Annotated in this window: 23 protein-coding genes; 4 read left to right on the forward strand and 19 right to left on the reverse strand. The window is 71.8% G+C overall.

Annotated features, from left to right (window positions below):
* The first annotated feature begins 113 nt into the window (after nucleotides 1-113).
* Nucleotides 114-1,022 (forward strand): 5'-3' exonuclease, encoded by a 909-nt coding sequence (locus CD790_RS21170; RefSeq protein WP_144385069.1) that lies wholly within the window; start codon nucleotides 114-116, stop codon nucleotides 1,020-1,022.
* Nucleotides 1,023-1,072: 50 nt separating this feature from the next.
* Nucleotides 1,073-1,936 (forward strand): siderophore-interacting protein, encoded by an 864-nt coding sequence (locus CD790_RS21175; RefSeq protein ID WP_144384884.1) that lies wholly within the window; start codon nucleotides 1,073-1,075, stop codon nucleotides 1,934-1,936.
* Nucleotides 1,937-2,558: 622 nt separating this feature from the next.
* Here the strand turns inward: CD790_RS21175 and CD790_RS21180 are convergent.
* The 12 genes from CD790_RS21180 to CD790_RS21235 all read right to left on the reverse strand — a co-directional run bounded on the left by CD790_RS21180 (nucleotide 2,559) and on the right by CD790_RS21235 (nucleotide 15,332).
* Nucleotides 2,559-5,390 (reverse strand): RNA helicase, encoded by a 2,832-nt coding sequence (locus tag CD790_RS21180; RefSeq protein WP_144384885.1) that lies wholly within the window; start codon nucleotides 5,388-5,390, stop codon nucleotides 2,559-2,561.
* 152 nt (nucleotides 5,391-5,542) lie between these two features.
* Nucleotides 5,543-6,436 (reverse strand): diacylglycerol kinase, encoded by an 894-nt coding sequence (locus tag CD790_RS21185; RefSeq protein WP_144384886.1) that lies wholly within the window; start codon nucleotides 6,434-6,436, stop codon nucleotides 5,543-5,545.
* 36 nt (nucleotides 6,437-6,472) lie between these two features.
* Complete coding sequence (gene tatC, locus CD790_RS21190) at nucleotides 6,473-7,423, reverse strand: twin-arginine translocase subunit TatC (protein ID WP_144384887.1); 951 nt, start codon at nucleotides 7,421-7,423, stop codon at nucleotides 6,473-6,475.
* A gap of 99 nt (nucleotides 7,424-7,522) precedes the next feature.
* Nucleotides 7,523-7,804, reverse strand: a complete 282-nt coding sequence (gene tatA / locus CD790_RS21195) for a Sec-independent protein translocase subunit TatA (RefSeq protein ID WP_144384888.1) — start codon at nucleotides 7,802-7,804, stop codon at nucleotides 7,523-7,525.
* 440 nt (nucleotides 7,805-8,244) lie between these two features.
* Nucleotides 8,245-8,448 carry a hypothetical protein gene (locus CD790_RS21200; protein WP_144384889.1) on the reverse strand — a complete coding sequence of 68 codons (204 nt, stop codon included), beginning with the start codon at nucleotides 8,446-8,448 and terminating at the stop codon, nucleotides 8,245-8,247.
* A 35-nt stretch (nucleotides 8,449-8,483) separates the two neighbouring features.
* Nucleotides 8,484-8,747 (reverse strand): hypothetical protein, encoded by a 264-nt coding sequence (locus tag CD790_RS21205; RefSeq protein WP_144384890.1) that lies wholly within the window; start codon nucleotides 8,745-8,747, stop codon nucleotides 8,484-8,486.
* A 70-nt stretch (nucleotides 8,748-8,817) separates the two neighbouring features.
* Nucleotides 8,818-9,780 carry a YafY family protein gene (locus tag CD790_RS21210; RefSeq protein ID WP_144384891.1) on the reverse strand — a complete coding sequence of 321 codons (963 nt, stop codon included), beginning with the start codon at nucleotides 9,778-9,780 and terminating at the stop codon, nucleotides 8,818-8,820.
* 20 nt (nucleotides 9,781-9,800) lie between these two features.
* Nucleotides 9,801-10,808: a YafY family protein gene (locus CD790_RS21215; protein WP_144384892.1), complete on the reverse strand. Its 1,008-nt coding sequence runs from the start codon at nucleotides 10,806-10,808 to the stop codon at nucleotides 9,801-9,803.
* Between the two features lie 119 nt (nucleotides 10,809-10,927).
* Nucleotides 10,928-11,299 (reverse strand): FKBP-type peptidyl-prolyl cis-trans isomerase, encoded by a 372-nt coding sequence (locus tag CD790_RS21220; RefSeq protein WP_144384893.1) that lies wholly within the window; start codon nucleotides 11,297-11,299, stop codon nucleotides 10,928-10,930.
* Between the two features lie 41 nt (nucleotides 11,300-11,340).
* Complete coding sequence (locus CD790_RS21225; RefSeq protein WP_144384894.1) at nucleotides 11,341-12,333, reverse strand: FKBP-type peptidyl-prolyl cis-trans isomerase; 993 nt, start codon at nucleotides 12,331-12,333, stop codon at nucleotides 11,341-11,343.
* 332 nt (nucleotides 12,334-12,665) lie between these two features.
* Nucleotides 12,666-14,027: a Pup--protein ligase gene (pafA, locus tag CD790_RS21230; RefSeq protein WP_144384895.1), complete on the reverse strand. Its 1,362-nt coding sequence runs from the start codon at nucleotides 14,025-14,027 to the stop codon at nucleotides 12,666-12,668.
* Nucleotides 14,028-14,036: 9 nt separating this feature from the next.
* Nucleotides 14,037-15,332, reverse strand: a complete 1,296-nt coding sequence (locus CD790_RS21235) for an MFS transporter (protein WP_144384896.1) — start codon at nucleotides 15,330-15,332, stop codon at nucleotides 14,037-14,039.
* An 833-nt stretch (nucleotides 15,333-16,165) separates the two neighbouring features.
* On the opposite strand from CD790_RS21235, the gene CD790_RS21240 reads away from it, so the two are divergent.
* Nucleotides 16,166-17,143 carry a LacI family DNA-binding transcriptional regulator gene (locus CD790_RS21240; protein ID WP_144384897.1) on the forward strand — a complete coding sequence of 326 codons (978 nt, stop codon included), beginning with the start codon at nucleotides 16,166-16,168 and terminating at the stop codon, nucleotides 17,141-17,143.
* 501 nt (nucleotides 17,144-17,644) lie between these two features.
* Here CD790_RS21240 and prcA read toward each other — a convergent pair.
* The 5 genes from prcA to arc all read right to left on the reverse strand — a co-directional run bounded on the left by prcA (nucleotide 17,645) and on the right by arc (nucleotide 23,339).
* The gene (gene prcA, locus CD790_RS21245) at nucleotides 17,645-18,409 is read right to left on the reverse strand and encodes a proteasome subunit alpha (RefSeq protein WP_144384898.1); all 765 of its coding nucleotides are present in this window, start codon (nucleotides 18,407-18,409) and stop codon (nucleotides 17,645-17,647) included.
* 67 nt (nucleotides 18,410-18,476) lie between these two features.
* Entirely contained in the window at nucleotides 18,477-19,322 is an 846-nt protein-coding gene (gene prcB / locus CD790_RS21250; protein ID WP_144384899.1) for a proteasome subunit beta, read from the reverse strand.
* 146 nt (nucleotides 19,323-19,468) lie between these two features.
* Entirely contained in the window at nucleotides 19,469-19,687 is a 219-nt protein-coding gene (locus CD790_RS21260; protein WP_144384900.1) for a ubiquitin-like protein Pup, read from the reverse strand.
* A 130-nt stretch (nucleotides 19,688-19,817) separates the two neighbouring features.
* The gene (gene dop, locus CD790_RS21265; protein ID WP_399217974.1) at nucleotides 19,818-21,329 is read right to left on the reverse strand and encodes a depupylase/deamidase Dop; all 1,512 of its coding nucleotides are present in this window, start codon (nucleotides 21,327-21,329) and stop codon (nucleotides 19,818-19,820) included.
* Between the two features lie 243 nt (nucleotides 21,330-21,572).
* Nucleotides 21,573-23,339 (reverse strand): proteasome ATPase, encoded by a 1,767-nt coding sequence (gene arc, locus CD790_RS21270; RefSeq protein WP_144384901.1) that lies wholly within the window; start codon nucleotides 23,337-23,339, stop codon nucleotides 21,573-21,575.
* A gap of 263 nt (nucleotides 23,340-23,602) precedes the next feature.
* Between arc and CD790_RS21280 the strand changes: the two genes are divergently transcribed.
* The gene (locus CD790_RS21280; RefSeq protein WP_144384903.1) at nucleotides 23,603-23,908 is read left to right on the forward strand and encodes a ferredoxin; all 306 of its coding nucleotides are present in this window, start codon (nucleotides 23,603-23,605) and stop codon (nucleotides 23,906-23,908) included.
* Between the two features lie 46 nt (nucleotides 23,909-23,954).
* On the opposite strand, the gene CD790_RS21285 is transcribed toward CD790_RS21280, so the two are convergent.
* On the reverse strand, nucleotides 23,955-24,554 hold the full coding sequence (locus CD790_RS21285) for a hypothetical protein (RefSeq protein ID WP_260867751.1): 600 nt from the start codon (nucleotides 24,552-24,554) through the stop codon (nucleotides 23,955-23,957).
* A 233-nt stretch (nucleotides 24,555-24,787) separates the two neighbouring features.
* Nucleotides 24,788-25,720, reverse strand: coding sequence for a tRNA (adenine-N1)-methyltransferase (locus CD790_RS21290; protein ID WP_144384904.1), 933 nt, complete (start codon nucleotides 25,718-25,720; stop codon nucleotides 24,788-24,790).
* Nucleotides 25,721-25,895 lie beyond the last annotated feature (175 nt).

The following is a 25,895-nucleotide window of genomic DNA, read 5'->3' on the forward strand; positions in this document are numbered from 1 at the left end:
GGGGCACGCCTCGCGCCTACCGCGGCGTCGAACGCCCGGCGGCGTGCGGGCCCGGTGGATGTCCGGTGACCGTCCGTGGCATGCGGCATGATCGAGGCGTGACGCGACGCCTGATGCTCCTCGACACCGCCTCCCTGTACTTCCGGGCCTACTTCGGGGTGCCCGACTCGGTCCGGGCCCCGGACGGCACCCCGGTGAACGCCGTGCGCGGGCTGCTCGACTTCGTCGCCCGGCTGGTCCAGGACCACCACCCGGACGACCTGGTCGCGTGCATGGACTTCGACTGGCGTCCGCAGTGGCGGGTCGACCTCATCCCCTCCTACAAGGCGCACCGGGTCGCCGAGGAGACTCCGAGCGGCGTGCCGGACGAGGAGGAGGTGCCGGACACCCTCGCCCCGCAGGTGCCGGTGATCGACGAGGTGCTGGACGCCGTCGGCATCGCCCGGGTGGGCGCGGCCGGCTACGAGGCGGACGACGTGATCGGGACGCTCACCGCGCGGGCCTCCGGCCCGGTGGACATCGTCACCGGCGACCGCGACCTGTACCAGCTGGTGGACGACCGACGTGGGGTGCGGGTGCTGTATCCGGTCAAGGGCGTGGGCACGCTCCAGGCGGTGGACGAGGCGGCGCTGCGGGAGAAGTACGGCGTCGACGGTCCGGGGTACGCGGATCTGGCGCTGCTCCGCGGCGACCCCAGCGACGGCCTGCCGGGCGTGCCCGGCATCGGCGAGAAGACCGCCGCCAAGCTGCTGGCCGGCTATGGCGACCTGGCCGGGATCATGGCCGCGGTCGACGACCCGTCGTCGAAGCTGACCCCCACGCAGCGCCGGCGGCTGGACGAGGCGCGGCCGTACCTCGCGGTCGCGCCGCGGGTGGTGCGGGTCGCCTCCGATGTCGCCCTGCCCGCCGCGGACCCGACGCTGCCGCGCGCCCCGCGCCACCCCGAGGCGCTGGACGCGCTCGCCCGTCGGTGGGGGTTGGGCGGGTCACTCCAGCGGTTGCTCGACACGCTCCAGGGATGACCTGTTAGGTTAGGTAAACCTAACTTATTTCCTGGAACGGGGAGGTAGCCGTGGCTGACCGTCCGGCACGCAAGAAGCCTCAGGTCCACCGCGCCCGGGTGGTGCGCACGGAGCGCCTGACGCCGCACATGGTCCGGGTCGTGCTGGGCGGTGAGGGTCTCGCCGCGTTCGTCGCGGGCGAGTGCAGCGACCACTACGTCAAGCTGCTCTTCCCGGTGGAGGGCGTCAGCTACCCGGAGCCGTTCGACATCGCCCGCATCCGCGAGGAGTTCCCGCGCGACCAGTGGCCCCGGACCCGCACGTACACCGTGCGCGCCTGGGACCCGGCCGCGCGCGAGCTGACCGTGGACTTCGTGGTCCACGGCGACGAGGGGCTGGCCGGGCCGTGGGCGCTGCGCGCCACCCCGGGCCAGGAGATCAGCCTGCTCGGCCCCGGCGGGGCGTACCTGCCGAGCGAGGAGGCCGACTGGCATCTGCTCGTGGGCGACGAGAGCGCGCTGCCCGCCATCGCCGCCTCCCTGGAGCGGGCCCCCTCCGGCGTGCCGGTGCGGGCCTTCATCGAGGTCGCCAGCCCGGAGGAGGAGCAGAAGCTCACCGTGCCGGACGGGGCGGAGGTCGTGTGGCTGCACCGCGGCGCCGCGCCGGTCGGCGAGGCGCTGGTCGAGGCGGTGCGGAATCTGGAGTTCCCGCCGGGCCAGGCGCATGTCTTCGTCCACGGCGAGGCCGGCTTCGTCAAGGAGCTCCGCCGTCATCTGCGGATCGAGCGGGAGGTCCCGCGCGAGTGGCTGTCGATCTCCGGCTACTGGCGACGCGGCCACGACGAGGACGGCTGGCAGGCGTCCAAGCCCGCGTGGAACGCACAGGTGGAAGCCGAGCAGGAGGGCGGCGCGACGGACGCGCGGGCCGCGGCGTAACCCCGCGCGCAGCGTGCGGACGCACGGGCCGCGGGCTGACGTACGAACATCGCGCGGAGCGCGGGGGCCGCGGTGCGCCCGCGCGCAACGCGCGGGCGCGCGGGCCGCTGTGTGAACGGGCGCGCAATCGCGCGGACCGCGGTCTGACGAGCGCGCCTCGCGCGGAGCACGCGGACCGCGGTGAGGATGCGTGCGCACCGCGCGGGCACACGGACCGCGGCCTGACGCACGCACGGGCCGCGGTGAGGCCGCGCGGACGCGCGGGCCGCGGCCTAACGCGCACACACCGCGTGGACCGCGCGGGCCGCTGTGTGAACGCGCGCGGGCGCGCGGGCCTCGCCTGACGCACGCACATCGCGCGGACCGCACGGGCCGCGGTGTGAACGCGCGCGCTCGCCCCCGCTACCGTCCCGCACGCCCGGGCATCGGTCCCGCGCCCGGCCATCACACGCACCCGCGCGCCCCGACACGGCGACACCGCACCGGGGGCCATCTGGCCGCGCACGCACACGCGTACAGGCATGGCATGCTCCGCGCCGCGCGGGCCGGCACCGCGAACGCTCACCTTCGAGGGGAGGCCCCGCCGGGCGGGGTCTCCCCTCTCCATGAGGTGGGTCGGGGTTCACCCCACCGAGCTGTACGCCACCACCCCGCGCAGCAACCCGTCCACCGCGCGGCGGGCATTGCGCGCCACCGTGCCGCCGGGTGGGGCCGCCTGGGCGATCTGGCCGAGCACATCGATGAGTTGCTTGCACCAGCGCACGAAATCGCCCGCGGGCATGTCGACTTCGCGCAGCACCTCGTCGAGGCCATGACCGGAGGCCCAGCGGTAGGCGACCCAGGCGAAGCCCAGGTCGGGCTCGCGCTGCCCGACCCCCTCCGCCTGGTTGATCTTGTGGTTCTCCTCCAGGGCGTCCAGCCGGCCCCAGATGCGGACCATCTCGCCCAGCGCCTGCTTGGCGTTGCCGGTGGGGAGCTTGGGCGGCATCGCGTCGTCCGCCTGCCGCGCCTCGAAGACCAGCGCCGAGGCGCAGGCCGCCAGCTCGGGCGCGCTCAGCCCCTCCCAGATGCCGTCGCGGAGGCACTCGCTGGCCAGCAGGTCGAGCTCTCCGTAGAGCCGGGCCAGCCGCTGCCCGTCCTCGGTGACCTCGTCGCCGCGGAGGTAGCCCAGCTCACTCAGCAGCGCGCAGATCCGGTCGAAGGTCCGGGCGATGGTGTTGGTACGGCCCTCGATGCGCCGCTCCAGCTGTCGGGTGTCGCGCGCCAGCCGCTGGTAGCGCTCGGCCCAGCGGGCGTGGTCCTCGCGCTCGTCGCAGCCGTGGCAGGGGTGTGCCCGGATCGCGGACCGCAGCCGCAGGATCTCGGAGTCGTCGGCCGCCGCGGAGCGGTCCTTGCGGTGCCGTCGTACGTCGAGGTGGCCGGCCTTGGTGCGCAGCGCGGAGGCCAGGTCGCGGCGGGACTGCGGGCTGCGCGGGTTGAAGGACTTGGGGACCCGCATCCGCTCCAGCGGCTCCACCGGAATCGGGAAATCGATGGAGGCCAGCCGCTTGACCTGCCGTTCGGCGGTGAGGACCAACGGGCGTGGCCCGTCGTGGTTTTCGAAGCCGCGGTGCCCGCCGGCCCGGCCGGGGACGCCCGGGTCCAGCACCAGCGCCAGGCCCGCGTACTTGCCGGTGGGCACGTGGATGACGTCGCCGGGCCGGAGCTTCTCCAGCGCCGCCGCGGCGGCCGCGCGGCGCTGCGCCACGCCCTGCCGGGCCAGGTCGGTCTCGCGGTCCTTCAGCTCGCGGCGCAGCCGCGCGTACTCCTCGAAGTCGCCCAGGTGGCAGGTCATGGCCTCGCGGTAGCCGCTGAGGCCCTCCTCGTTGCGCTGCACCTGTCGGGAGATGCCCACGACCGCCTTGTCGGCCTGGAACTGGGCGAAGGAGGTCTCCAACAGCTCGCGCGAGCGGTGCCGCCCGAACTGCGAGACCAGGTTGACCGCCATGTTGTACGAGGGCTTGAAGGAGGAGCGCAGCGGATAGGTGCGGGTGCCGGCCAGGCCGGCCAGCGCGGCCGGGTCCATGGCGCGCTGCCACAGCACCACCGCGTGTCCCTCGACGTCGATGCCGCGCCGCCCGGCGCGGCCGGTGAGCTGGGTGTACTCACCGGGGGTGATGTCGGCGTGCTGCTCGCCGTTCCACTTGACGAGCTTCTCCAACACCACCGAGCGGGCCGGCATGTTGATGCCGAGGGCCAGCGTCTCGGTGGCGAACACCGCCTTGACCAGGCCCTGGACGAACAGCTCCTCCACGACCTCCTTGAAGGTCGGCAGCATGCCGGCGTGGTGCGCGGCTATGCCCCGCTCCAGGCCCTCCAGCCACTCGAAGTAGCCCAGCACATGGAGGTCTTCGTCGGGGATCCCGGCCGTGCGCTCCTCGACGACGGCCCGCACCTTGGCGCGCGCCGCGTCGTCGTTGAGCCGCAGCCCGGCGTACAGGCACTGCTGGACGGCGGCCTCGCAGCCGGCGCGGCTGAAGATGAAGGTGATGGCGGGCAGCAGCCCCTCGGCGTCGAGCCGGTCGATGACCTCGGGTCGGCCGGGCGTCCAGATCCGGCTGCGCTGGCGGCGCTCGCGCTCGCGGTCCGCCTCCCGCATGTTGTCGCGCCCCCGGCGCTTGTCGCGGCCGAAGGTGGGTCGGCTGTTCTCCATCCGGGCCAGCCGCACCAGGTCGGGGTTGACCTCGCGGCGGCCGGTGCCCTGGCCGCCGTCGCGCTGGCTCTTCTCCTCGAAGAGGTCGTACATCCGGCGCCCGGCGAGCACGTGCTGCCACAGCGGCACCGGGCGGTGCTCGGAGACGATCACCTCGGTGTCGCCGCGGACCGTGTCCAGCCAGTCGCCGAACTCCTCGGCGTTGGAGACCGTGGCCGAGAGCGAGATCAGGGTCACCGACTCCGGGAGGTGGATGATGACCTCCTCCCAGACGGCGCCGCGGAAGCGGTCGGAGAGGTAGTGCACCTCGTCCATCACCACATAGCCGAGGCCGGAGAGCGACTGCGAGCCCGCGTACAGCATGTTCCGCAGCACCTCGGTGGTCATCACGACCACCGGCGCCTCGGAGTTGATGCTGTTGTCGCCGGTCAGCAGGCCGACGCGGTCGGCGCCGTGGCGCTTGACCAGGTCGGTGTACTTCTGGTTCGACAGCGCCTTGATCGGCGTGGTGTAGAAGCATTTGCGGCCCTGTGTGAGGGCCAGGTGGACGGCGAACTCGCCCACGATGGTCTTGCCGGAGCCGGTGGGCGCGGCCACCAGAACACCCTTGCCGGCCTCAAGGGCCTTGCACGCCTCGATCTGGAACGGGTCCAGCTCGAAGTCGTACATCTCGCGGAAGGGGGCCAGCGCGGTGGCCTGCTCGGCCGCCCGGCGGCGGGCCGCGGCATAGCGCTCGGCGGGAGTCAGCTGCTCGTCGGTCATCGTACGTACGAGCCTACCGGCCACCTAGGACAGCGCACGCGATCTTTTTCGGGGCTCGGAGGGCGCGGAGGCGCGCACGACCCCGGGGCGCGGCCGCGGCTCGCCCGCGCGGTGCGAGCGCCGGTCCGCCGGTCCGCCGGGGCCGCGTTCGGTCACCGTACGCCCAGGACACGGACCGCGCCCGGCACCGTACGCGCGGTGAGCGGCAGCGGACCGAGCGGCTCCCCGTCCGCGTAGCCGGTCAGCCCCTCGGCGCTGAGCGTGACGCTCGCGACCCGGTAGGTGGTGACCTTCGGGTGGTTCAGGTGCGTGCCCCGGTAGACGCGCGGGAAGACCCTCAGCAGCGTCGCGCGGCTGCACGGGCCGACCACGGTGATGTCGAAGAGCCCGTCGTCCAGCCGGGCGTCCCCGCAGATGCGCATCCCGCCGCCGTACGAACTGCCGTTGCCGACCGCGATCAGGGTGGCCTCGACCTCCCGCTCCGGGCCGTCGTCGAGGCGGATCCGGTACGGGATGGGCCGCAGCGCCGCCAGCTCGGCGACCATCGCGACGTCGTAGCGGAACCGGCCGGTCGGCCACCGCATGCGGTTGCCGCGGTCGTTGACGCGAGAGTCGAAGCCGGAGGCGAGCACGGTGCCGAACCAGGTGTCCCCCACCCGCCCGAGGTCGACGGGGCGCCCGCCGTCCTCCTTGAGCGAGGCGGCGATCCGGTGCGCCGCGGCGACCGGGTCCCGCACCGGCAGCCCGGTGGCCTGGGCGAAGTCGTTGCCCGTACCGACCGCGACCACCCCGAGCGGGGTGTCGGTCCCGGCCACGGCCTGGAGGGCGAGCGAGGTCATGCCGTCCCCGCCGACGGCTATCAACGCCCCCGTACCGGCCGCCACGGCCGCGCGCGCCCGGCGCAGCGCGTCCTCGGCGTCCAGGCCCAGCACCGTACGAACGCCGAAGCCGGCCTCCCGCAGTGCGCGGGCGGCCGGCTGAGTGGCGTGCGCGCCGCGTCCGCGGCCCGCCGTGGGATTGACGAAGAGAGTGATGTCGCAGGTCACGCGCGGACCCTACCGGGTCCGCGCGGACGATCGCGGTCAGGTGATGTCGTCGTAGCCGTGTCGCCTGGCCGGATCGTTGCCGTCCACCTGCTCGGGGCGCGAGCGGGAGGCGGACACCGGCTCGACGTCGCCGACGTCCTCCGGGGTGAGGTCGAGCTCGGACGCCTCGTCGTCGCTCAGCCCCGCGTCGGGGTTGGCGCGTCGCCGGCGGCGGTCGTTGAGCAGACAGAACCCGGTGGCGGCGAAGTACAGCACCACGATGGGCGCCGCCAGAACCGACATGGTCAGCGGGTCGCCGGTCGGGGTGGCGACGGCGGCGAAGACGGTGATGCCCACCACCATGAACCGCCACCAGCTCAGCATCCGCTGTCCGGTGAGGACCCCGCCGAGGTTGAGCAGCACCAGCAGCAACGGCAGTTCGAAGGCGAGGCCGAAGACGATGACCAGCCGGGTCACGATGTCGAGGAACTCGTCGGCCGGGAAGAGGTTGTCCCAGCCGTCGGGGGTGAGGCCGACGAGCGCGGCGGACGAGGTCGGCAGGATCGCGTACGCGAGGTAGGCACCGCCCAGGAAGAGCGGGACGCCGGCGGCGACGAAGCTCAGCGCGTACTTCTTCTCGTGGCCGTGCAGTCCGGGCGCGAGGAAGGCCCACAGCTGGTAGAGCCAGATCGGGCTGGAGACGACCACACCGGTCGCCAGCGACACCTTCAGCATGATCGTGAAGGGGGCCAGCAGACCGTTGGCGGTGATCCGGGCGCAGGAATCGCCGTCCTCGGCGACGGTCTTCCCCGGGGGGCACCCGACCTTGTCGATCACCGGGTCGGTGATGAACTCCGCGATCTGCTTGTAGTAGATCAGCGCGACGATCGTGACCACGACGATCGCGATGACCGACTTCAGCAGGCGGTTACGCAGCTCACGCAGATGCTCCGTGAGGGGCATGCGCCCCTCGGGGTTCGGCTTCTGCTTGCGGGCAGGCTTGAGCAACCCACATCCTCGTCTCGTGCGAAGGCCGTCACCGGCTCAACCCTCCGGACGTGCGTACGTCCGAAGGGGCGCCGGCGCGGCGGGCTCTCTCTGCCGGCGTCAGCTCTGGGTGGTGCGGTCCGCGGGCTCGCCGACCGGGCGGGAGCTGGTCACATCACCGGGGGCGGCCTGGATCGTCTTCGGCGCGGCCTGCTGCTGGGCGGCGGCGTCGGTGGCCTTCGTGGCCTCCGTCTCGTCGTCCCGCTTCATGGCCTTGGCCTCGCTCTTGAGGATGCGGGCCGACTTGCCCAGCGACCGGGCCATGTCGGGAAGCTTCTTGGCGCCGAAGAGCAGCAGGATCACGACGAGGATCAGGATGATCTCAGTGGGCCTCAGGTTCATGTGCTACTACCTTCTCGCCGGGGCGGCGTTACCTTCTGCCGGCCGTGGGGATCGGACTGGCGTGCTAGTGCTGTCAGCGATCGTAACCCGCACGGGTAAATACAGGGCAATCCCTGTGCATACGCCCGGTTGCGGACCAGCCATCGATGCCGCTGGTCATCGCTGTCAGTGCTGCGACCAGCAGCCTACCGCTCGGGGGCGCGCCACAAGAGAGCGCGCCCCAGAGCGCCACCCTTCGCCAGTGCGCGAGGCTTGCCTCGCGTTCGACCGCTCGATAAGGGGTGTCGCGCGGGAAGACGGAGGCCGGCGGGTCCGGGTTCGGTCCGCGCGGGCGGGGCGTTCCGTCGCGCGGTGGTGCATCGGTCTACGCGGCGCGGCGTTCGGCGGGATGACGTCCGGTGGTCCGTGCCCCGGCCGGCGTGGCCCGCGCGGCGGGTCGTTCAGTCCCTTCGCAGCGCGTCGACGTGGGCCGCCAGCGGGGTCGCGGCCCGCTCCAGGTCCTCCACGGCGCGCGAGATCTGGCGCGAACTCTCCCCCACCTGCCGGGACAGCCGCCGCACCTCGACGAAGACCCGCGCGGCGAGCACGGCGAGCACGGCGATTCCACAGAAGGCGAGAGCGATAGCAAGCATCGGCCAGAGCATGGGGGGAGCCTACCGGGGGCGCGAGGCGCCCCGCGTCACGCCGTCGAATGGAGCCGCAGGGTGCTCACTCCGCCCCCGGTGAGCAGCTCCACGATCCGCTCGCCGGCCGGCTTGCGCACCGCGCTGCCGCAGTCCGGACAGGTGAAGGAGTAGAAGGTGGTGCGGGCGCTGGCGCCGATGGCCAGCCGCAGCGCGTCCGCACCCAGTTCGAACCGGGCGCGGCACTGCGGGCAGCCGGCCTTGAAGACCACGGCGCCGGCCGCGGAACCGGCACGGACGGCGTTCGCCTCGGCGGTCACGTTGTGCCTCCCATAAGTCACCCTACGTGTCTCCAGCCCACGGGTTCGGGCGTCTCCGCGGCGCCGCGCGTCACTCGCCGTACGCCGCCAGGGCCCGCCGCGCCGCGTCCCGGGCGCTGGTCGCCAGCTCCGCGGGCGCCACGATGCGACCGTCCCCGCCGAGCCGCAGCGCCAGCCGGCGCAGTGAGCCGGGGTCGGGGGTGCGCAGGGTGATCCGCAGGCCGCCGTCGGGCAGCTCCTCGGCGCTGTCGTGCGGGTAGTACTCGGCGACCCAGCGCCCGCCGGGGCCCACCTCGACGACCACCTCGGGATCCTCGGCGGCGGGCTGCACCAGTGCCTCGGAGAGGTCGCGCAGCTCGATCGGCGGCGGGTCGGACGCCTCGTCCAGCAGCCTGATCTCGGCGACCCGGTCGAGCCGGAAGGTGCGCCGGGCCTCCGTCAGCCGGCACCACGCCTCGACATAGGTGTGGCCGACGGCGAAGAGCCGGATCGGGTCGATCTCGCGCTCGGTGAGCTCGTCCCGGGCGGGCGAGTAGTAGCGCATCCACACCCGGCGCCGCTCGGCGATGGCCCGGTCGACGTCGGCGAAGACGCCGCCCTCGGACTCGAAGGTCACCGAGAGCCGGGAGCTGGCGCCGGCGGCCTCGCCGGCCGCGGCCTCCAGCTTGGCGGTGGCGCGCAGCAGTGCGCGACGGTCGCCCTCGCGTAGCCCGGGAAGGGTGGCCACGGCCCGGGCGGCCACCAGCAGCGCGGTGGCCTCGTCGGCGGCGAGCCGCAGCGGCTCCCCGGCACTGCTGCCGGTGGCGTCCGGGTTGTGCCACCAGATGCGGTCGCCGTCGGTGTCGATGTCGAGCAGGTCGCCGCCGCGGAAGCTGGTGCCGCACATCGGCAGCACGTCGAGGTCGGCGATGAGCTCGTCCTCGGTGATGCCGAAGGCGCGGGCGACGTCGCTGACGCGGGCGCCGGGGCGCTCCCTCAGATACGTCACCAGCGACAGCATCCGGCGGGTCTGGTCGATGGCGTTGCCAGCCATGGAAGTCGGTCCTGTCCCTCTCAGCCCTTGGCCACGGCGCGCAGCCGCTCGATCACGTCGGTCCGCAGCTCGGCGGGGGCGAGCACCACCACGTCCGGGCCGAACTCCACCAGCCACGCGTCCAGCCCGTGTCCGTAGGGGATCTCCAGCTCGTCCCAGCCGTCGCCGAGCGGGCGGGTGGTCAGCGCCTTGGCGCGGAGCGGATAGCCGTGGCCGGAGCGCAGCCTGATCCGGGCGGTGCCGGTGGCGGTCTCCCCCGCCCAGACCTCGACGGTCTCGCGCACGGTGACGTGGTCGGGGACCTCGGCGGTGAAGGCGCCGGCCCGTGAGCGCACCCGGCCGGTGATCCGGGAGAGCCGGAAGACCCGCTCGGCGCCGCGGTCCCGGTCCCAGCCGGCCAGGTACCAGTGGCCGCGCCAGCACTCCAGGATCCAGGGCTCCACATGGCGCTGCTCGGGGCGCGCGGCGCTGGCCTTTCGGTATTCGAAGACCACGGGGCGGCGGTCGCGGCAGGCCAGCATCAGCGGCTCGAAGGCCGCCTCGTGGGTGGGGATGCGCGGCTCCAGCGCGCTGTGCGGCGCGGGCGCCTCGCTGTCATACGGGTCGTCAGCCACCGGCATCCCGGCGGCGCGCAGCTTCTGCAGCGCCCCGCTGGCCGCGCCGGCAAGCCGGGCCTGCTGCCAGACCTTGGCGGCGACACCGAGCGCCGCGGCCTCCTCGGCGTCGAAGGTGATCGGTGGCAGTCGGTTGCTGTCCCGCCGGGCCAGATAGCCTATTTCGCCGTCGAAGCTCTCCACGGTCTCGATGACCAGGCCGAGTTCGCGCAGATCGTCCTTGTCGCGCTCGAACATCCGGTTGAAGGCTTCGTCCTTCGCGGCGCTGTCCACCGCGCCCGCTCCGGCGGTCTCCGCGCCGGCCTGCAGATACGCCTCGATCGACGTCCGGAGCTCCCGCTTGGTGAGCGGACGCCGGGTTCCCAGCAGGCACAGGGCCAGATTCATCAGCCGCTCGGCCTTGGCAATCGCCATCGACGCCCTTCGCCCCTCTCATCACACCTATCGATCGTGACCGTACCGCTAGCGGGTCCGAAGGTAAAAGCCGAGGGCTCGTGCCGGCCGGCACGAGCCCTCGGATGCCGCTGTCCGCCTCAGACGGAGACCAGGTCGCAGACGAAGATCAGCGTCTCGCCCGGCGCGATCTTGCCGCCGGCGCCACGGTCGCCGTAGGCCAGGTGCGGCGGGATGACCAGCTGGCGGCGGCCGCCCACCTTCATGCCCTGCACGCCCTTGTCCCAGCCCGCGATGACCTGGCCGGCGCCGAGCTGGAACTGCAGCGGGGTGCCGCGGTTCCAGCTGGCGTCGAACTCCTCGCCGGTGCTGAAGGAGACGCCGACGTAGTGCACGGAGACGAAGTCCCCGGCCTTGGCGACCGGCCCGTCGCCCTCCCAGATGTCCTTGATCTCAAGGTCGGCCGGCGGCTCGCCACCCGGGAAGTCGACCTCAGGCTTGTCGATGCTCACGAAAATTGCTCCTCGTTACGTTGTGGGCAACCCGCACAGTCTTACAGAACCGCGAGGATGTCCACCGAGAAGACCAGCGTCGAGTTGGCCGGGATGGTGTCGGACTTCTTGTCCTTGTAGGCCAGCTCCGGCGGAATCACGATCATGACACGGCTGCCGACCTTCTTGCCGGTCAGGCCCTGGGCCCAGCCGGGCACGACCTGCTGGAGCGAGAACTGGGCCAGCTGCTTGCCGGCGTACGAGGAGTCGAACTCCTTGCCGCCGTCCCAGAGCACGCCCTTGTACTGCACCAGGACGCCGTCGCTGGCCTTCACCTTCGGGCCGTCGCCCTCGATGACGTACTCCGAGATCAGCTTCTTCGGCGCGTCGCCCTTGGGAACGGTGATGGTCGGCGCCTTGCCGTCGGTGTTGTCCGAGACCTTCGGCACGTCCGCGTCGTTCTGCGGGACCTTCTTGCCCTGGGCGGAGCTGGTCGGGCCGAAGGTGTTCACGATGTCCACGACGAACACCATGGTGTCGGTGCCCTTGATCCCGGCCTGCGGGTTGCCCTGGTCGCCGTAGCCCAGCTTCGGCGGGATGGCCATCTCCACCCGACTGTCGACCTTCTTGCCCACCAGCGCCTGGTCCCAGCCGGGGATGACCTGGCCGGTGCCGATCTGGAAGACGGCGGGCTTGCCCCGGTCGTAGGAGTTGTCGAAGACCTTCGCGCTGTCCCAGATCTGGCCCAGGTAGTTCACCTGGAGATAGTCGCCCTTGGCCACCGTGGTGCCGTCGCCGGAGATCAGCACCTTGACGGCGAGGTCGGCGGAGGGCTTGCCGGTCCCCTTGGCGATCTTCGGCTTCTCGCCGAACTTCGTGCCGGAGGTCACCTCGGGCAGCGGGCCGTTCACGACCTTGCCGGTGGGCGCGGGGCTCTGGCCGTCGGGCGAGGGGGACGCCTTGCTCCCCTTGTCGGATCCGGATTTGTCGTCGCCGCACCCCGCGAGGGTGAGTAGACCGGCGGGCACGGCGAGAAGGAGGGAGCGACGGCGCACGGAGAGTCCTCGTTCGATAGATCCTGCGGGGGCATTGGCGGCCACTCTACGTCGTAGTACAGGCCTCGTACGAGGAACGCGGAGGGGCCCGTCGGCGTTCCGGCGGCGGGCGATCACAGCCCCCGCACGCGCGCCACACAGGCGGCCCACAGCCGACGCACGGCCGACGCGCGGGGCGCGGAGGCCGCCCTGGGGCGGCGGCCGCGGATGTACGGGGGGCGACCGCCGCGGGACGTGCGTACGGCCGGGGCCGGGGCGCGCGTGCGGCCCCGGCCCCGGCCGGTCGGCGTTCGTCCGGCGGCCGGCGGCGCGAGGCCGCAGGCCGCCACCGGTCACATGCCGGCGATCAGCTTCTCCACCCGGTCGTCCACGGAACGGAACGGGTCCTTGCACAGCACGGTGCGCTGCGCCTGGTCGTTGAGCTTGAGGTGGACCCAGTCCACGGTGAAGTCGCGGCGCTGCTCCTGCGCCCGGCGGATGAAATCGCCGCGCAGCCGGGCCCGGGTGGTCTGCGGCGGCACCGACTTGCCTTCGAAGATCTTCAAGTCGTTGCAGATCCGAGCCGCTTGGCCGCGCTTCTCCAGCAGGTAATACAGCCCCCGGCGACGGTGAATGTCGTGGTATGCGAGGTCTATCTGGGCGATCCGGGGGTGGGACATGGTGATGTTGTTCTTGGCCCGGTATCTCTCGATGAGCCGGTATTTCATCACCCAGTCGATCTCGGTGTCGATGAGGTCGAGGTCCTGGGTGCGGACGGCTTCCAGCGTGCGGCCCCAGAGTTCCAGGACGCGCTCCACGGTGCCGGTGCGGATTCCGCGGCGCTCGCAGAAATCGACGGCTTTTTCGTAGTACTCCTGCTGGACTTCCAGCGCCGACGCCTCCCGGCCGCTGGCCAGCCGCACCTTTCGTTGTCCGGTGATGTCGTGGCTGACCTCGCGGATGGCCCGGATCGGGTTCTCCAGGGTCAGGTCGCGCATGACGGTGCCCGCCTCGATCATGCGCAGCACCAGGTCGGTGGCGCCGACCTTGAGCAGCATCGTGGTCTCGGACATGTTGGAGTCGCCCACGATGACGTGCAGCCGGCGGTAGCGCTCGGCGTCGGCGTGCGGCTCGTCACGGGTGTTGATGATCGGTCGGGAGCGGGTGGTGGCCGAGCTGACGCCCTCCCAGATGTGCTCCGCGCGCTGGCTGACGCAGTAGACCGCGCCGCGCGGGGTCTGCAGCACCTTCCCCGCGCCGCACACCAGCTGGCGGGTCACCAGGAACGGGATCAGGATGTCCGCGAGGCGGGAGAACTCTCCGTGACGGGCCACCAGGTAGTTCTCATGGCAGCCGTAGGAGTTGCCGGCGGAGTCGGTGTTGTTCTTGAACAGGTAGACGTCGCCTGCGATCCCTTCCTCGTGCAGGCGCTTTTCCGCGTCCACCAACAGGCCCTCGAGGATGCGCTCGCCTGCCTTGTCGTGGGTGACCAGCTCGGTCACGTTGTCGCACTCGGGAGTTGCGTATTCCGGGTGCGATCCCACGTCGAGATAGAGGCGAGCGCCGTTGCGCAGGAAGACATTGCTGCTGCGGCCCCAGGAAACGACACGGCGGAAGAGGTAGCGCGCCACTTCGTCGGGAGACAGTCGGCGCTGTCCCCGGAACGTGCATGTGACGCCGTACTCGTTCTCCAGCCCGAAAATGCGGCGGTCCATGACTGAACATTACGCCTGACGGCCTGCGCTGAAACCGGGTTCGACGGCACCGTTTCGATCATTTTCCGCCTCGGCTTCACCCGCGGTGCCACCGCCGGCGGAGTCGGCGACCACGCGCCCGGCGGGCCGGACGGCCGGGACGAGGAAGCGGCGGGCGGCCGTCAGCACCACCAGCGCCACCGCCCCCGCCGCGCCGGGGACGGCGAATCCGGCGGTGATGCCGCTCTCCTGGATGACGGGGCCCGCGACCGCGGTACCCACCGCGTTGCCGACCACGAAGGTGGTCACCAGCCACGAGAACGCCTCGGTGACGGTGCCGGAGGGGGCGTGCTGGTCGACGACGACGAAGGCGCAGGCGAGGGCCGGGGCGAGGAAGACACCGGCGACCAGGGCGAGCGCGGTCATCGCGGGCACCCCGGGAACCAGTATCAGCGGCAGATAGCCGACCGCCAGCACCGCCACCAGCAGCTGCAGCCGTCGCTCCGAGGCGCCGGGCCACTGGCGGGCGCCGTAGGCCACCCCGCCGATCAGCGCGCCGACGCCGAGCGCGGAGAGCAGATAGCTGGAGACCATCCCGCCGCCGTGCTCGTCGGCGTAGGCGACCGAGGCGACCGCGATGGCGCCCAGCGCGATGCCTATGAAGAGGAACGAGCCGAGGAGCACGAGGAGTCCGGGCGAGCGCAGCGCGCCGAGCCAGTGCGCCTCGCGCGGCGCGGAGCGCCACTGCCGCGAGGGCGGCGAGACCACCACCGACAGGGCGCCCAGCACCCCGATGGCGTTGATGACGAGCAGCGCGCCCGCCTCCGACCAGGCCGCCACCAGCAGGGTGACCATCAGCGGGCCGACGGCGAACATCACCTCCTGGGCGACGGCGTCCAGCGCGTAGGCGGCGTGCACCCGGTCGTCGCGCTTGAGCACGTCGGGCCAGAGCGCCCGCAGCCCGCCCTCCAACGGCGGGGTGAAGAACCCGGCGACCAGCATGGCCGCGTACGCCACCGGCAGCGGTTCGAGACCGACGACGGCGAAGAGCACCATGCCGAGCGCGGAGAGCACGGCCGCGGGCAGCATCACCCGCGGCTGCCCGTAGCGGTCCACCGCGCGTCCCAGCAGCGGCTGGCCCACGGCGTTGCCCACCCCGTACACCGCCGACAGCGCGCCGGCGAGCGCGTAGCTGCCGCCCTCGGCGCGCACGAACAGCACCGCGGCCAGCGCGGCGGTCGCGTTCGGCAGGCGCCCGATGAGCGTCCCGCTCAGCAGCCGCGCCGCGTGGCGCGTCCGCAACAGCTCTCCGTAACCCGTGGCCATCGTCGATCCCTCTCCCCCACACGCAGTGACGTTTTACGTATAACTAGCTCCGTTATACGTACCATGAAGCGCAGCGCGGGTCCACCGGAATACGACACGGCGACCGGCGCGAAGAGCGGTCGAACCGAAGGGCGGAGGCGGCAGTGACGGGCGTGGACGAGGGGACCTCCGGCACGGCGAGGGCACGGGCCCACGCGCCCACGGGCGCGCCGAAAAGCCCGGCACGGCCGGCGACGCGCGCCGGGACGGACGTCCCGGGGGACGCTGGGGCGGACACCTTGGGGGACGTGGCGGCGGACGTCTCGGGGAACGCCAGGGCTGACGCCTCGGGGAACGCTGGGGCTGACGCCTCGGGGGATGCCGTGGCGGACGCCTGGGGGGGCGCCGTGGCGGACGCCTGGGGGGGCGCCGTGGCGAGCGCCGCCCCCAGGCCGGGCGACGCCCAGCCGGCGCCGGCCACCGGCGTCCCGGCCGTGGCCTCTCCGGCAGACCACGTGGGCCCCACGCGGGTGGGCGAGGCCCCGGCCACGCGCGGCGCCGCTGCCGCGGCCCATCCCGGACCGGTGCCCGCCGACGTCACCCCGGTTACGGGGGACGCGGGGGCGGGGGATGCCGGGGGACGGGCCTCAGGGGCGGGTGCCGATCCGGGGGGAGCCGGCGCGGGTTCGGCGGGAACCGACTCAGCGGGTGCCAGCCCGACGGCGGCCGACACCGCGGGCGCCAATTCGACCGAAGCCGACGCAGGGGGCGCCACCCCGGCGGGGGCCGGCGCAGCCGGCGCCGGCCCGGCGGGGGGCGGCGCGGGCGCGGGGGCGCGGGTCACCAGCCGCGATGTGGCGCGCGTCGCGGGGGTGTCGCAGGCGACGGTGTCCCTGGTCCTGGGCGACAAGTGGCGCGGCAGGGTCTCGGAGCGCAGGGCCGAGGCGGTGCGCGAGGCGGCGCGGCAGCTCGGCTACCGGCCGAACCTGGCCGCGCGCAGCCTGCGGCTGGGGCGCACCAGAACGGCGCTCCTGGTCGTCCCGGCGCTCACCACCGAGTTCTACGCCCGCGTCTACACCGGCGCCGCCCGGGTGGCGGCCGAGCACGGCTTCGGTGTGGTGCTCTACCCGTCCCCCGAGGGCATCGGTCCCGCCCGCGACCCGTTCGACTCCGCACGGGCCTCGCTCGACGGCGTGATCGCCTCCTCGATGGCGGCCGACGCGCTGGCCGCCGTGCGCGGCGGCGGGCTGCCGCTGGTCATGCTGGACAGCGACCCGGCCGACGCGGCGGCGGCCGCGACCGTCAACCCGGACATCGCGGGCGGCATGCGCCGGATGGCCCGGCACCTGCTCGCCCTCGGCCACCGTCGCGTCACGCACCTCGCGGCCGACGTGGACTCCTGGACGTTCCGGGTCCGCGCCCGGGCGCTGGCGGAGACCTTCGACGCCGTGCCGGACGCGGTCGTACGGACCGTTTCCGCCGCGCTGAGCGTGGACGAGGGGCGACGGGCCGCCGAGCGTGCCCTGACGGATCCGGAGCACCGCCCCACCGCGCTCGTCTGCGACGACGACATCCTCGCAGCGGGCGCCTGCAAGGCGGCGCACCGGCTGGGGCTGCGGATCCCGGACGACATCTCGATCACCGGCTTCGACGACCTGGCCCTCGCCTCGGCCCTGGAGCCCGAGCTCACCACCGTCCGCCTCCCCGCCGTCGAGGTCGGCGCCCACGGCATGTCCGCCCTGCTGGCCCTCCTCGAAGGCCACCCCGCCGACGGCGCCGAACTCCCCGTGGAGCTGATCGTCCGCGGCTCCACCGGAGCGCCTCGCGGGTAGGCCGCCCGCCGCCGGGTCCACCCCAGGGGCGTCCGGCGACCAGTGCGGTGGAGCTGGACGGCGCGCACCCGCCCCCGACGCCCGGCGTCCTCGGCCACACAGCCGAGCCCGCGGCCGACGACGCCCGCCGCCGCCCACCACCGGCACACGGGCACCCCTGACGAGGCCGGGGCGTGGCCCGGACCTCGGGGCCGCGCCGGCTCAAGACCGCCGGCTCCCGGCCCCTCGGTACTCGCCGGCGGGGCTGGCCCAGCCCGAATCGATGCCCCCGGAACTCCCCCGCCCCCGGCCCCTCCGGCACAAGCGAGCGCGGGACCTCGGGCCCAACCAGCGGCCTCGCCGGCCCTGCGCGGCCGCGGCCGGTCACGGCCCTCACGGCACCGTGCTCGGCAGGCCACCCTCGACACCCCCTCAGGCAGCCCCTGACACACCTCACCGCCCCGGGGGCCGGGGCCCGCCGGGGCGGTGAGGTGTGTGGGAGGGGTGGTGTGGTGGTGCGGTCTACTCCTCGGCGTCCGAGGCGTCCTCGGCGGTGTCCGCCTGCTCCTCGGCGGCTTCGGAGGTGGTCTCCGGCTCCATGAGGCGGGAGAGCTGGCGGCCGAGGATGCGCTTGAACTTGCGCTGCTGGGGGCGGGTGCGGTCCAGGACCGCCACCTCCAGCTGCTCGGCGGTGAGGCTGCGCTCGCCGCCGTTGGCGTCGCGGGTCAGGGACTCCACGGCCAGCTTGAGCGCCTCGGCGAGGGTCATGCCCTCCCGGTGGCGCTGGCCGAGGTAGTTGCTGATCTGGTCGGCGTTGCCACCGACCGCGACCGAACCGTGCTCGTCGACGATGGAGCCGTCGTGCGGCAGCCGGTAGATCTGGTCGTCCTCGGGGCCGTCCCCGACCTCGGCGACGATCAGCTCCACCTCGTACGGCTTCTCGGCGGCGCTGGAGAAGATGGTGCCCAGCGTCTGCGCGTAGACGTTGGCCAGGCCACGGGCCGTCACGTCGTCGCGGTCGTAGGTGTATCCGCGCAGGTCGGCGTAGCGGACTCCGCCGATGCGCAGGTTCTCGAACTCGTTGTACTTGCCGACTGCGGCGAAGGCGATGCGGTCATAGATCTCGCTGACCTTGTGCAGTGCGCGGGACGGGTTCTCCGCGACGAACACGATGCCGTCGGCGTACTGCAGCACGACCACGCTGCGGCCGCGCGCGATGCCCTTGCGGGCGTACTCGGCGCGGTCGGCCATGGCCTGCTGAGGTGATACATAGAACGGCGTCGTCACCGGCTATCCGTCCCTTTCTGTCACGGTCGAAGGTGTCGAAGGCGCGTGCATTCCAGGCCCCCGTCTCTCAGAGGAGCGCCGCGCGCGGGCCGTCCGGCTGTTCGAGCCGCTGCTCGTGGATGGCGCGGGCGATCTCGGACACCTCGGCCTCGGTGAGCCGCTTGAAGCCCTCTTCGCTGATCACCGTGACGATCGGGTAGATCCGTCGGGCCAGGTCCGGCCCGCCGGTCGCCGAGTCGTCGTCGGCGGCGTCGTAGAGCGCCTGCACGACGGCGGTGGCGGCCTGATTCTCCGTCAGGTCTTCGCGGTAGAGCTTCTTCAGGGCGCCGCGCGCGAAGATCGAGCCGGAGCCGGTGGCCGCGAAGCCGTGTTCCTCGGAGCGGCCGCCGGTGACGTCGTACGAGAAGATCCGCCCCTTCTCCCGGTCGACGTCCCAGCCCGCGAAGAGCGGCACCACGGCGAGCCCCTGCATGGCCATGCCGAGGTTGCTGCGGATCATCGTGGAGAGCCGGTTCGCCTTGCCCTCCAGGGAGAGCTGGACGCCCTCCACCTTCTCGAAGTGCTCCAGCTCCAACTGGAAGAGCTTGACCATCTCCACGGCGAGGCCCGCGGTGCCGGCGATGCCGACGGCCGAGTACTCGTCCGCGGGGAAGACCTTCTCGATGTCGCGCTGCGCGATGACGTTGCCCATCGTGGCGCGCCGGTCACCGGCGAGCACCACACCGCCGGGGAAGCTCGCGGCGACGATCGTGGTCCCGTGCGGGGCCTCGATGGCGCCCTGCACCGGCGGCAGCGGCCGGTTGCCCGGCAGCAGCTCCGGCGCGTGCGAGCCGAGGAAGTCCATGAACGAGGACGAGCCGGGCGTCAGGAAGGCCGCTGGCAGACGCCCTGTGCTACGGGTGTTGGCTTCCACACCAATCCTTCCAGGTAGGTGGCCGCCCGCCGCGTGGCGTCGGGCTGATCTTGTAACACTGCACGGACCTTACCCGTGGGCGCCGGTGTCATCCGTCCCGCGCCGGACCCGACGGGCCCGGGCGCGGGACGGATGCCCGGATCGTCCTACTCGCCGCCCTTTTGCACGAAGGAGCGCACGAAGTCCTCGGCGTTCTCCTCCAGGACGTCGTCGATCTCGTCCAGCACGGAGTCCACGTCGTCCGACAGCTTCTCCTGCCGCTCCTTGAGATCAGCCGCCGCCTGTGCGTCCTGCGACTGCTCCTCCACCTCCTCGGTGGAGCGCGTCGCCTTCTGCTGTCCGCCGCCGGTGTCCTTGGTCGCCATCTACCTCACCCCGCTCGGTTCGACGTACAAGATCAGACCCTACAAGCCGGGCCCGACATCGGCCCCGCACTTGTCTCAACGTCCGAGAACCACCTCCATGATTCCCGGATCGGCACCTTCTCAGACCCGCTCAGCCGCCCGAGAGGACCCGCACCAGGTCCTCCGCGGTGCGGCAGCGGTCCAGGAGCTCCTTGACGTGGTTGCGCGTCCCGCGTAGTGGCTCCAGGGTGGGGACTCGTTGCAGAGAGTCACGGCCGGGAAGATCGAAGATCACCGAGTCCCAGGAGGCGGCCGCCACGTCGTCGGCGTACTGCTCCAGGCAGCGGCCCCGGAAGTACGCCCTGGTGTCCTCCGGCGGCTTGCTCCGGGCCCGCTCCACGTCCCCCTCGTCCAGCAGCCGCTTCATCCTGCCGCGCGCCACCAGACGGTTGTACAGGCCCTTCTCGGGGCGCACATCGGCGTACTGGAGGTCCACCAGGTGCAGCCGCGCGGCGTCCCAGTCCAGTCCGTCGCGGCGCCGGTAGCCCTCGAGCACCTCGCGCTTGGCGATCCAGTCCAGCTCGCCGGCCAGGCTCATCGGATCGTTCTCCAGCCGGTTCAGCACGTCCTCCCAGCGGGCCAGCACATCGCGGGTCTGCTCGTCGGCGTCCGCGCCGAAGCGGTCCTCGACGTACTTGCGGGCCAGCTCGAAGTACTCCATCTGCAGTTGGACCGCGGTGAGCGTGCGGCCGCTGCGCAGCGAGACCAGATGCCGCAAGGAGGGGTCGTGGGAGATCTGGTGCAGGGTGCGCACGGGCTGGTCCACGGCCAGGTCGGCGGCGATGAAGCCGTCCTCGATCATCGACAGCACCAGCGCGGTGGTGCCCAGCTTGAGGTAGGTCGAGATCTCGGAGAGGTTGGCGTCACCGATGATGACGTGAAGTCTGCGGTACTTCTCGGCGTCCGCGTGCGGCTCGTCGCGGGTGTTGATGATCGGGCGCTTGAGGGTGGTCTCCAGACCCACCTCGACCTCGAAGTAGTCCGCGCGCTGACTGATCTGGAAGCCGTGCTCGTGGCCGTCCTGGCCGATTCCGACGCGTCCCGCCCCGGTCACCACCTGTCGCGAGACGAAGAAGGGCGTCAGATGGCGCACGATGTCGGAGAACGGCGTCTCCCGCTTCATCAGGTAGTTCTCGTGCGTGCCGTAGGAGGCGCCCTTGTTGTCGGTGTTGTTCTTGTACAGGTGGATGGGCTGGGCGCCCGGGAGCTGGGAGGCGCGTTGGGCCGCCTCGGCCATGATGCGCTCGCCGGCCTTGTCCCACAGCACGGCGTCTCGCGGACTGGTCACCTCGGGGGCGCTGTACTCGGGGTGCGCGTGGTCCACGTAGAGCCGCGCGCCGTTGGTGAGGATGACATTGGCCAGGCCGATGTCCTCGTCGGTGAGCTGGCTGGCGTCCGCGGACTCGCGCGCGAGGTCGAAGCCGCGGGCGTCCCGCAGGGGATTCTCCTCCTCGAAGTCCCAGCGGGCGCGGCGCGCCCGGTGCATCGCCGCCGCGTAGGCGTTGACGACCTGGGATGAGGTGAGCATGGCATTGGCGTTCGGGTGGCCGGGGACGGAGATCCCGTACTCCGTCTCGATGCCCATTACGCGCCGTACGGTCATGCGGCCCTCCTTGCCCGGCGGCGACCCCGGCTGGGGCCAGCGCTCAAGTCCCGCTGCGCATCCGGTCCGAGTGCGGTCCGTGATCCCCCGCAGCGCGTCGCGGCGGTACCGAAGAGCCTAGAACGGCGTCGCGACCCTGGGGAGATCATTTCAGTCATTTGCTCCGGTCGGCTGGTTTGTGCTGACAAAAGCGCATCCGGCTGCGGATGCCCCGTCCAGGACATCCGCAGCCGGACCACGGTGTTACAGGTACTGACCGGTGTTGGCCACCGTGTCGATGGAGCGCCCGGTGTCCGCGCCCTGCTTTCCGGTGACCAGGGTGCGGATGAAGACGATCCGCTCGCCCTTCTTTCCGGAGATGCGGGCCCAGTCGTCCGGGTTGGTGGTGTTGGGCAGGTCCTCGTTCTCCTTGAACTCGTCCACACAGGCCGCGAGCAGATGGGAGACGCGCAGACCCTTCTGGTTGTGGTCGAGGAAGGCCTTGATCGCCATCTTCTTGGCCCGGTCGACGATGTTCTGGATCATCGCTCCGGAGTTGAAGTCCTTGAAGTAGAGGACTTCCTTGTCGCCGTTGGCGTACGTCACCTCGAGGAAGCGGTTCTCCTCCGACTCCGCGTACATCTGCTCCACGACCGACTGGATCATGCCCGCGACCGCCGCCCTGGGCGACCCGCTGTGCTCGGCGAGGTCGTCGGAGTGGATCGGGAGGGTCTCGGTCAGGTACTTGGAGAAGATGTCCTTGGCGGCCTCGGCGTCCGGACGCTCGATCTTGATCTTCACATCGAGGCGGCCGGGGCGCAGGATCGCCGGGTCGATCATGTCCTCGCGGTTGGAGGCGCCGATCACGATGACGTTCTCCAGGCCCTCCACACCGTCGATCTCGGAGAGCAGCTGCGGGACGATGGTGTTCTCCACGTCCGAGCTGACGCCGGAGCCACGGGTGCGGAAGAGGGAGTCCATCTCGTCGAAGAAGACGATGACCGGGGTGCCCTCGCTGGCCTTCTCCCGGGCCCGCTGGAAGACCAGTCGGATGTGCCGCTCGGTCTCGCCGACGTACTTGTTGAGCAGCTCGGGGCCCTTGATGTTGAGGAAGAAGCTCTTCCCCGCGGGCTTCCCGGTCACCTCGGCGACCTTCTTGGCAAGGGAGTTGGCGACGGCCTTGGCGATGAGCGTCTTGCCGCAGCCGGGCGGACCGTACAGCAGCACGCCCTTGGGCGGCCGCAGTTCGTGCTCCTTGAAGAGGTCGGGGTAGAGGTACGGAAGCTCGACCGCGTCCCGGATCAGCTCGATCTGGTTCCCCAGGCCGCCGATCTTCGTGTAGTCGATGTCCGGGACCTCTTCGAGGACGAGCTCCTCGACCTCGCTCTTCGGCACGACCTCGTAGACGTAGCCGGAGCGGGGTTCCAGCAGCAGGGCGTCACCGGGGCGGACGGTGATGTCCAGCAGCGGCTCGGCGAGCCGCACCACGCGCTCCTCGTCGGTGTGCCCGATCACCAGGGCCCGCTCGCCGTCCTCCAGGATCTCCTTGAGGGTGACGATGTCCCCGGCGCGCTCGAAGGCCATGGCCTGGACCACGTTGAGCGCCTCGTTGAGCATGACCTCCTGGCCACGCCGGAGCTCGTCGAGCTCGACGCTGGGACTGACGTTGACCCGGAGCTTCCGGCCTCCGGTGAAGATGTCCGCCGTGCCGTCCTCATTGGCCTGCAGAAACACCCCGAAGCCGGCCGGCGGCTGCGCGAGCCGGTCGACCTCCTCCTTGAGGGCCACGATCTGGTCCCGGGCCTCACGGAGGGTGTTGGCGAGCCGCTCGTTCTGTGCGGACACGCCCGCCAGGTTGGTCTGCAGCTCGACGATCCGCTCTTCGAGAATCCTCGTGTGACGCGGAGAGTCGGCGAGCTTACGTCGCAGGACGGCGATTTCCTGCTCTAGGTAGGCAACCTGGCCGGCTGGGTCGTCAGACCCCCGCCCCGGCCGGATGCCGCGGTTGATGTCGTCGTCGTGGGCTGCCACGGTCCTCACCTCCTCCATTGGGAGCTGGACGCTTCCAGACCCTACCTGGGCCGGTGCGGGTTGAAACCCCTAGATCACAAACCCGGTCGCAGTGTGTCCGATCTTCACCCTTGCGCACGTCCTCCCGCCAGGTGGATACCCACCCAACAACATCGGAAAGCGACCGGTTGTATCGTCGGGACGGTCAACACCCGTCAGGGCTGGCTCCATTTAGTCAATGTTGAAACACGTCCACATCACGTCCGCAGGGAACGGCAGGCGACATGACCGCGCAAGGGGAAGATCTCGGGGACGGCGCTGCCCTGGAGGTCTGGATCGACCAGGACCTGTGCACCGGCGACGGGATCTGCGCGCAGTACGCACCCGAGGTCTTTGAGCTGGACATCGACGGACTCGCCTATGTCAAGAGCGCCGATGACGAGCTCCTCCAAGAGAAGGGTGCCACGACGCCGGTGCCGCTGCCGCTGCTGACCGAGGTGGTCGACTCCGCCAAGGAGTGCCCGGGCGACTGCATCCATGTGCGTCGGGTTTCGGACAAGGTCGAGGTCTACGGGCCCGACGTGGACTAGCGAATACGTTACGAAGGGTTGCCGAGCGGGTACGGGGGGTGGCCGATCAGGCGCTCCCCGCCACCCGCAGCGGCTTGAGGACGAACTGCCCGTCCTGCCAGCGCCAGTTGACCCCACGCTCCAGATCCGGACAGCACCGCGGCACCTGGTCCGAGGAGTAGCCGCGCAGCGTCGCGGAGACCGTGGCGCCCCGGAGCGCGAAGTCGTCGGCGCTCATCCGCTCCTTGGGATCGAGGAAGGTGGCCACGACCCGCGGCTTGGCGGCCTTACCGCCGCCCGCGGCGGGCGCCAGCACATAGATGCCACTCGGCGGGGTGCCCATCTCGGAGTGGCAGCGCACCAGCGCGACCGTCTCCGGCCGCCCGTCGCCGTCCAGATCGGCCGAGGCGTGGTCGACGACGTCCAGCCGCGCGGGGCCGCAGTCCACCGGATAGGCGGCCGTGCGGGCGTCGGGAGCCGGGACCGGCCGAGAGGCCGTACGGACCACACCGGGGGACGCGGTGGCGTCGGAGGGCTGGAGGGCCGCGGCACCGGCGATCACGGCGCCCAGGGCGGCCGCGGTCGCGAGCCAGTGCACCGGCCGGGAGTGGCGGTGGCCGAGGCCCGGACGGTCCGGGAGCGAATCAGCGCCTGCCAGAGGCTGCACGCGGGGTGACTCCTGTGAGAGCTGTGGCGTCGGGGGGCGCCCAGCATCGTGCCACATGTCACATCGGGCGGGAACCACCGGGTACGGGTTTTCGGCCGCCCCGCGCGGACACGTCCGGCCGCCCCGCGCGGACACGTCCGGCCGCCCCGCGCGGACACGCCAAAGGACGCGGCCACCGCCCTCCCACAGGGGAAGTCGGTGGCCGCGTCGTCGTGTTGGAAGGGGTGCGTCGGTCAGCCGCGCTCGGCGGACCCGGCACGCCCCTCGGACGCGCCGTCCTTGCCCGCGCCCCATCCGGCGTAGTCCTCGCCGTAGGCGCCCTTCGCCGGGCGACGGCGGCGCAGCGGCGGCTCCACGCCGTCCGCCAGCCGGCGGGCGGTGAGCAGGAAGCCCGTGTGGCCGATCATGCGGTGGTCGGGGCGGACGGCCAGGCCCTCCACGTGCCAGGTGCGCACCATGGTCTCCCAGGCGCTCGGCTCGTTGAAGGTGCCGTGCTCCCGGATCGCCTCGACGGTACGGGCCATCTGGGTCGTGGTGGCCACATAGGCGCACAGGATGCCGCCGGGCACCAGCGCCTTGGAGACGACCTCCAGGCACTCCCAGGGCGCCAGCATGTCCAGGATCACCCGGTCGACCTCGGTGTCCGACAGGTTGTCCTGAAGGTCACCCACGGTGAGCTGCCAGGCCGGGTGCGGAGAGCCGAAGTAGCGCTCCACGTTGGCCTTGGCGATCTCGGCGAAGTCGGCGCGGCGCTCATAGGAGTGCAGCATGCCCTGGTCGCCGATGGCGCGCAGCAGGAAGGTGCTGAGCGAGCCGGAGCCGACGCCCGCCTCGACGACACGCGCGCCGGGGAAGATGTCGGCCATCGCCAGGATCTGCCCCGCGTCCTTGGGGTAGACCACGGCTGCGCCGCGCGGCATGGACAGGACGTAGTCGGGGAGCAGGGGGCGCAGCGCGAGGTACGCGACGTTTCCCGTGGTACGCACGACGGAGCCCTCGGGAGCACCGATCAGCTCGTCATGGGGGAAGGAACCCTTGTGGGTGTGGAAATTCTTCCCGGCCTCGAGCGTGAAGGTGTAGTGGCGTCCCTTGGGGTCGGTGAGCTGGACCTGGTCCCCGACCTGGAAGGGCCCGCGACGGCGGGCGGCACCGGTCGGTTCGGACATGTGAACAGCCTAGCTGCTTTTTGCGGGGGCTCGGTTCACGGCCTTTTTTCAGGGCTCGGTTCGCCTCCGGGCGCTCTCAGCGACTGCCGACACTCGACCGTGCTCGCCTGCTCGTTCCTCACAGGCTCCGCGCGCTCTCCCTTTCGGCAGCCGCGCGCCCTTCGGCTCACTCGCC

The organism is Streptomyces sp. SAJ15, from assembly GCF_007595705.1.
Taxonomy (GTDB): Bacteria; Actinomycetota; Actinomycetes; order Streptomycetales; family Streptomycetaceae; genus Streptomyces.

Bases quoted from the DNA above. Each gene is read 5' to 3' on its own strand.
- CD790_RS21170 (WP_144385069.1), top strand. From the start codon at position 114: ATGCTCCTCGACACCGCCTCCCTGTACTTCCGGGCCTACTTCGGGGTG.
- CD790_RS21180 (WP_144384885.1), bottom strand. From the start codon at position 5,390: ATGACCGACGAGCAGCTGACTCCCGCCGAGCGCTATGCCGCGGCCCGC.
- tatA (WP_144384888.1), bottom strand. From the start codon at position 7,804: ATGAACCTGAGGCCCACTGAGATCATCCTGATCCTCGTCGTGATCCTG.
- CD790_RS21200 (WP_144384889.1), bottom strand. From the start codon at position 8,448: ATGCTCTGGCCGATGCTTGCTATCGCTCTCGCCTTCTGTGGAATCGCC.
- CD790_RS21210 (WP_144384891.1), bottom strand. From the start codon at position 9,780: ATGGCTGGCAACGCCATCGACCAGACCCGCCGGATGCTGTCGCTGGTG.
- CD790_RS21215 (WP_144384892.1), bottom strand. From the start codon at position 10,808: ATGGCGATTGCCAAGGCCGAGCGGCTGATGAATCTGGCCCTGTGCCTG.
- pafA (WP_144384895.1), bottom strand. From the start codon at position 14,027: ATGGACCGCCGCATTTTCGGGCTGGAGAACGAGTACGGCGTCACATGC.
- CD790_RS21235 (WP_144384896.1), bottom strand. From the start codon at position 15,332: ATGGCCACGGGTTACGGAGAGCTGTTGCGGACGCGCCACGCGGCGCGG.
- CD790_RS21260 (WP_144384900.1), bottom strand. From the start codon at position 19,687: ATGGCGACCAAGGACACCGGCGGCGGACAGCAGAAGGCGACGCGCTCC.
- dop (WP_399217974.1), bottom strand. From the start codon at position 21,329: ATGACCGTACGGCGCGTAATGGGCATCGAGACGGAGTACGGGATCTCC.
- CD790_RS21280 (WP_144384903.1), top strand. From the start codon at position 23,603: ATGACCGCGCAAGGGGAAGATCTCGGGGACGGCGCTGCCCTGGAGGTC.
- CD790_RS21290 (WP_144384904.1), bottom strand. From the start codon at position 25,720: ATGTCCGAACCGACCGGTGCCGCCCGCCGTCGCGGGCCCTTCCAGGTC.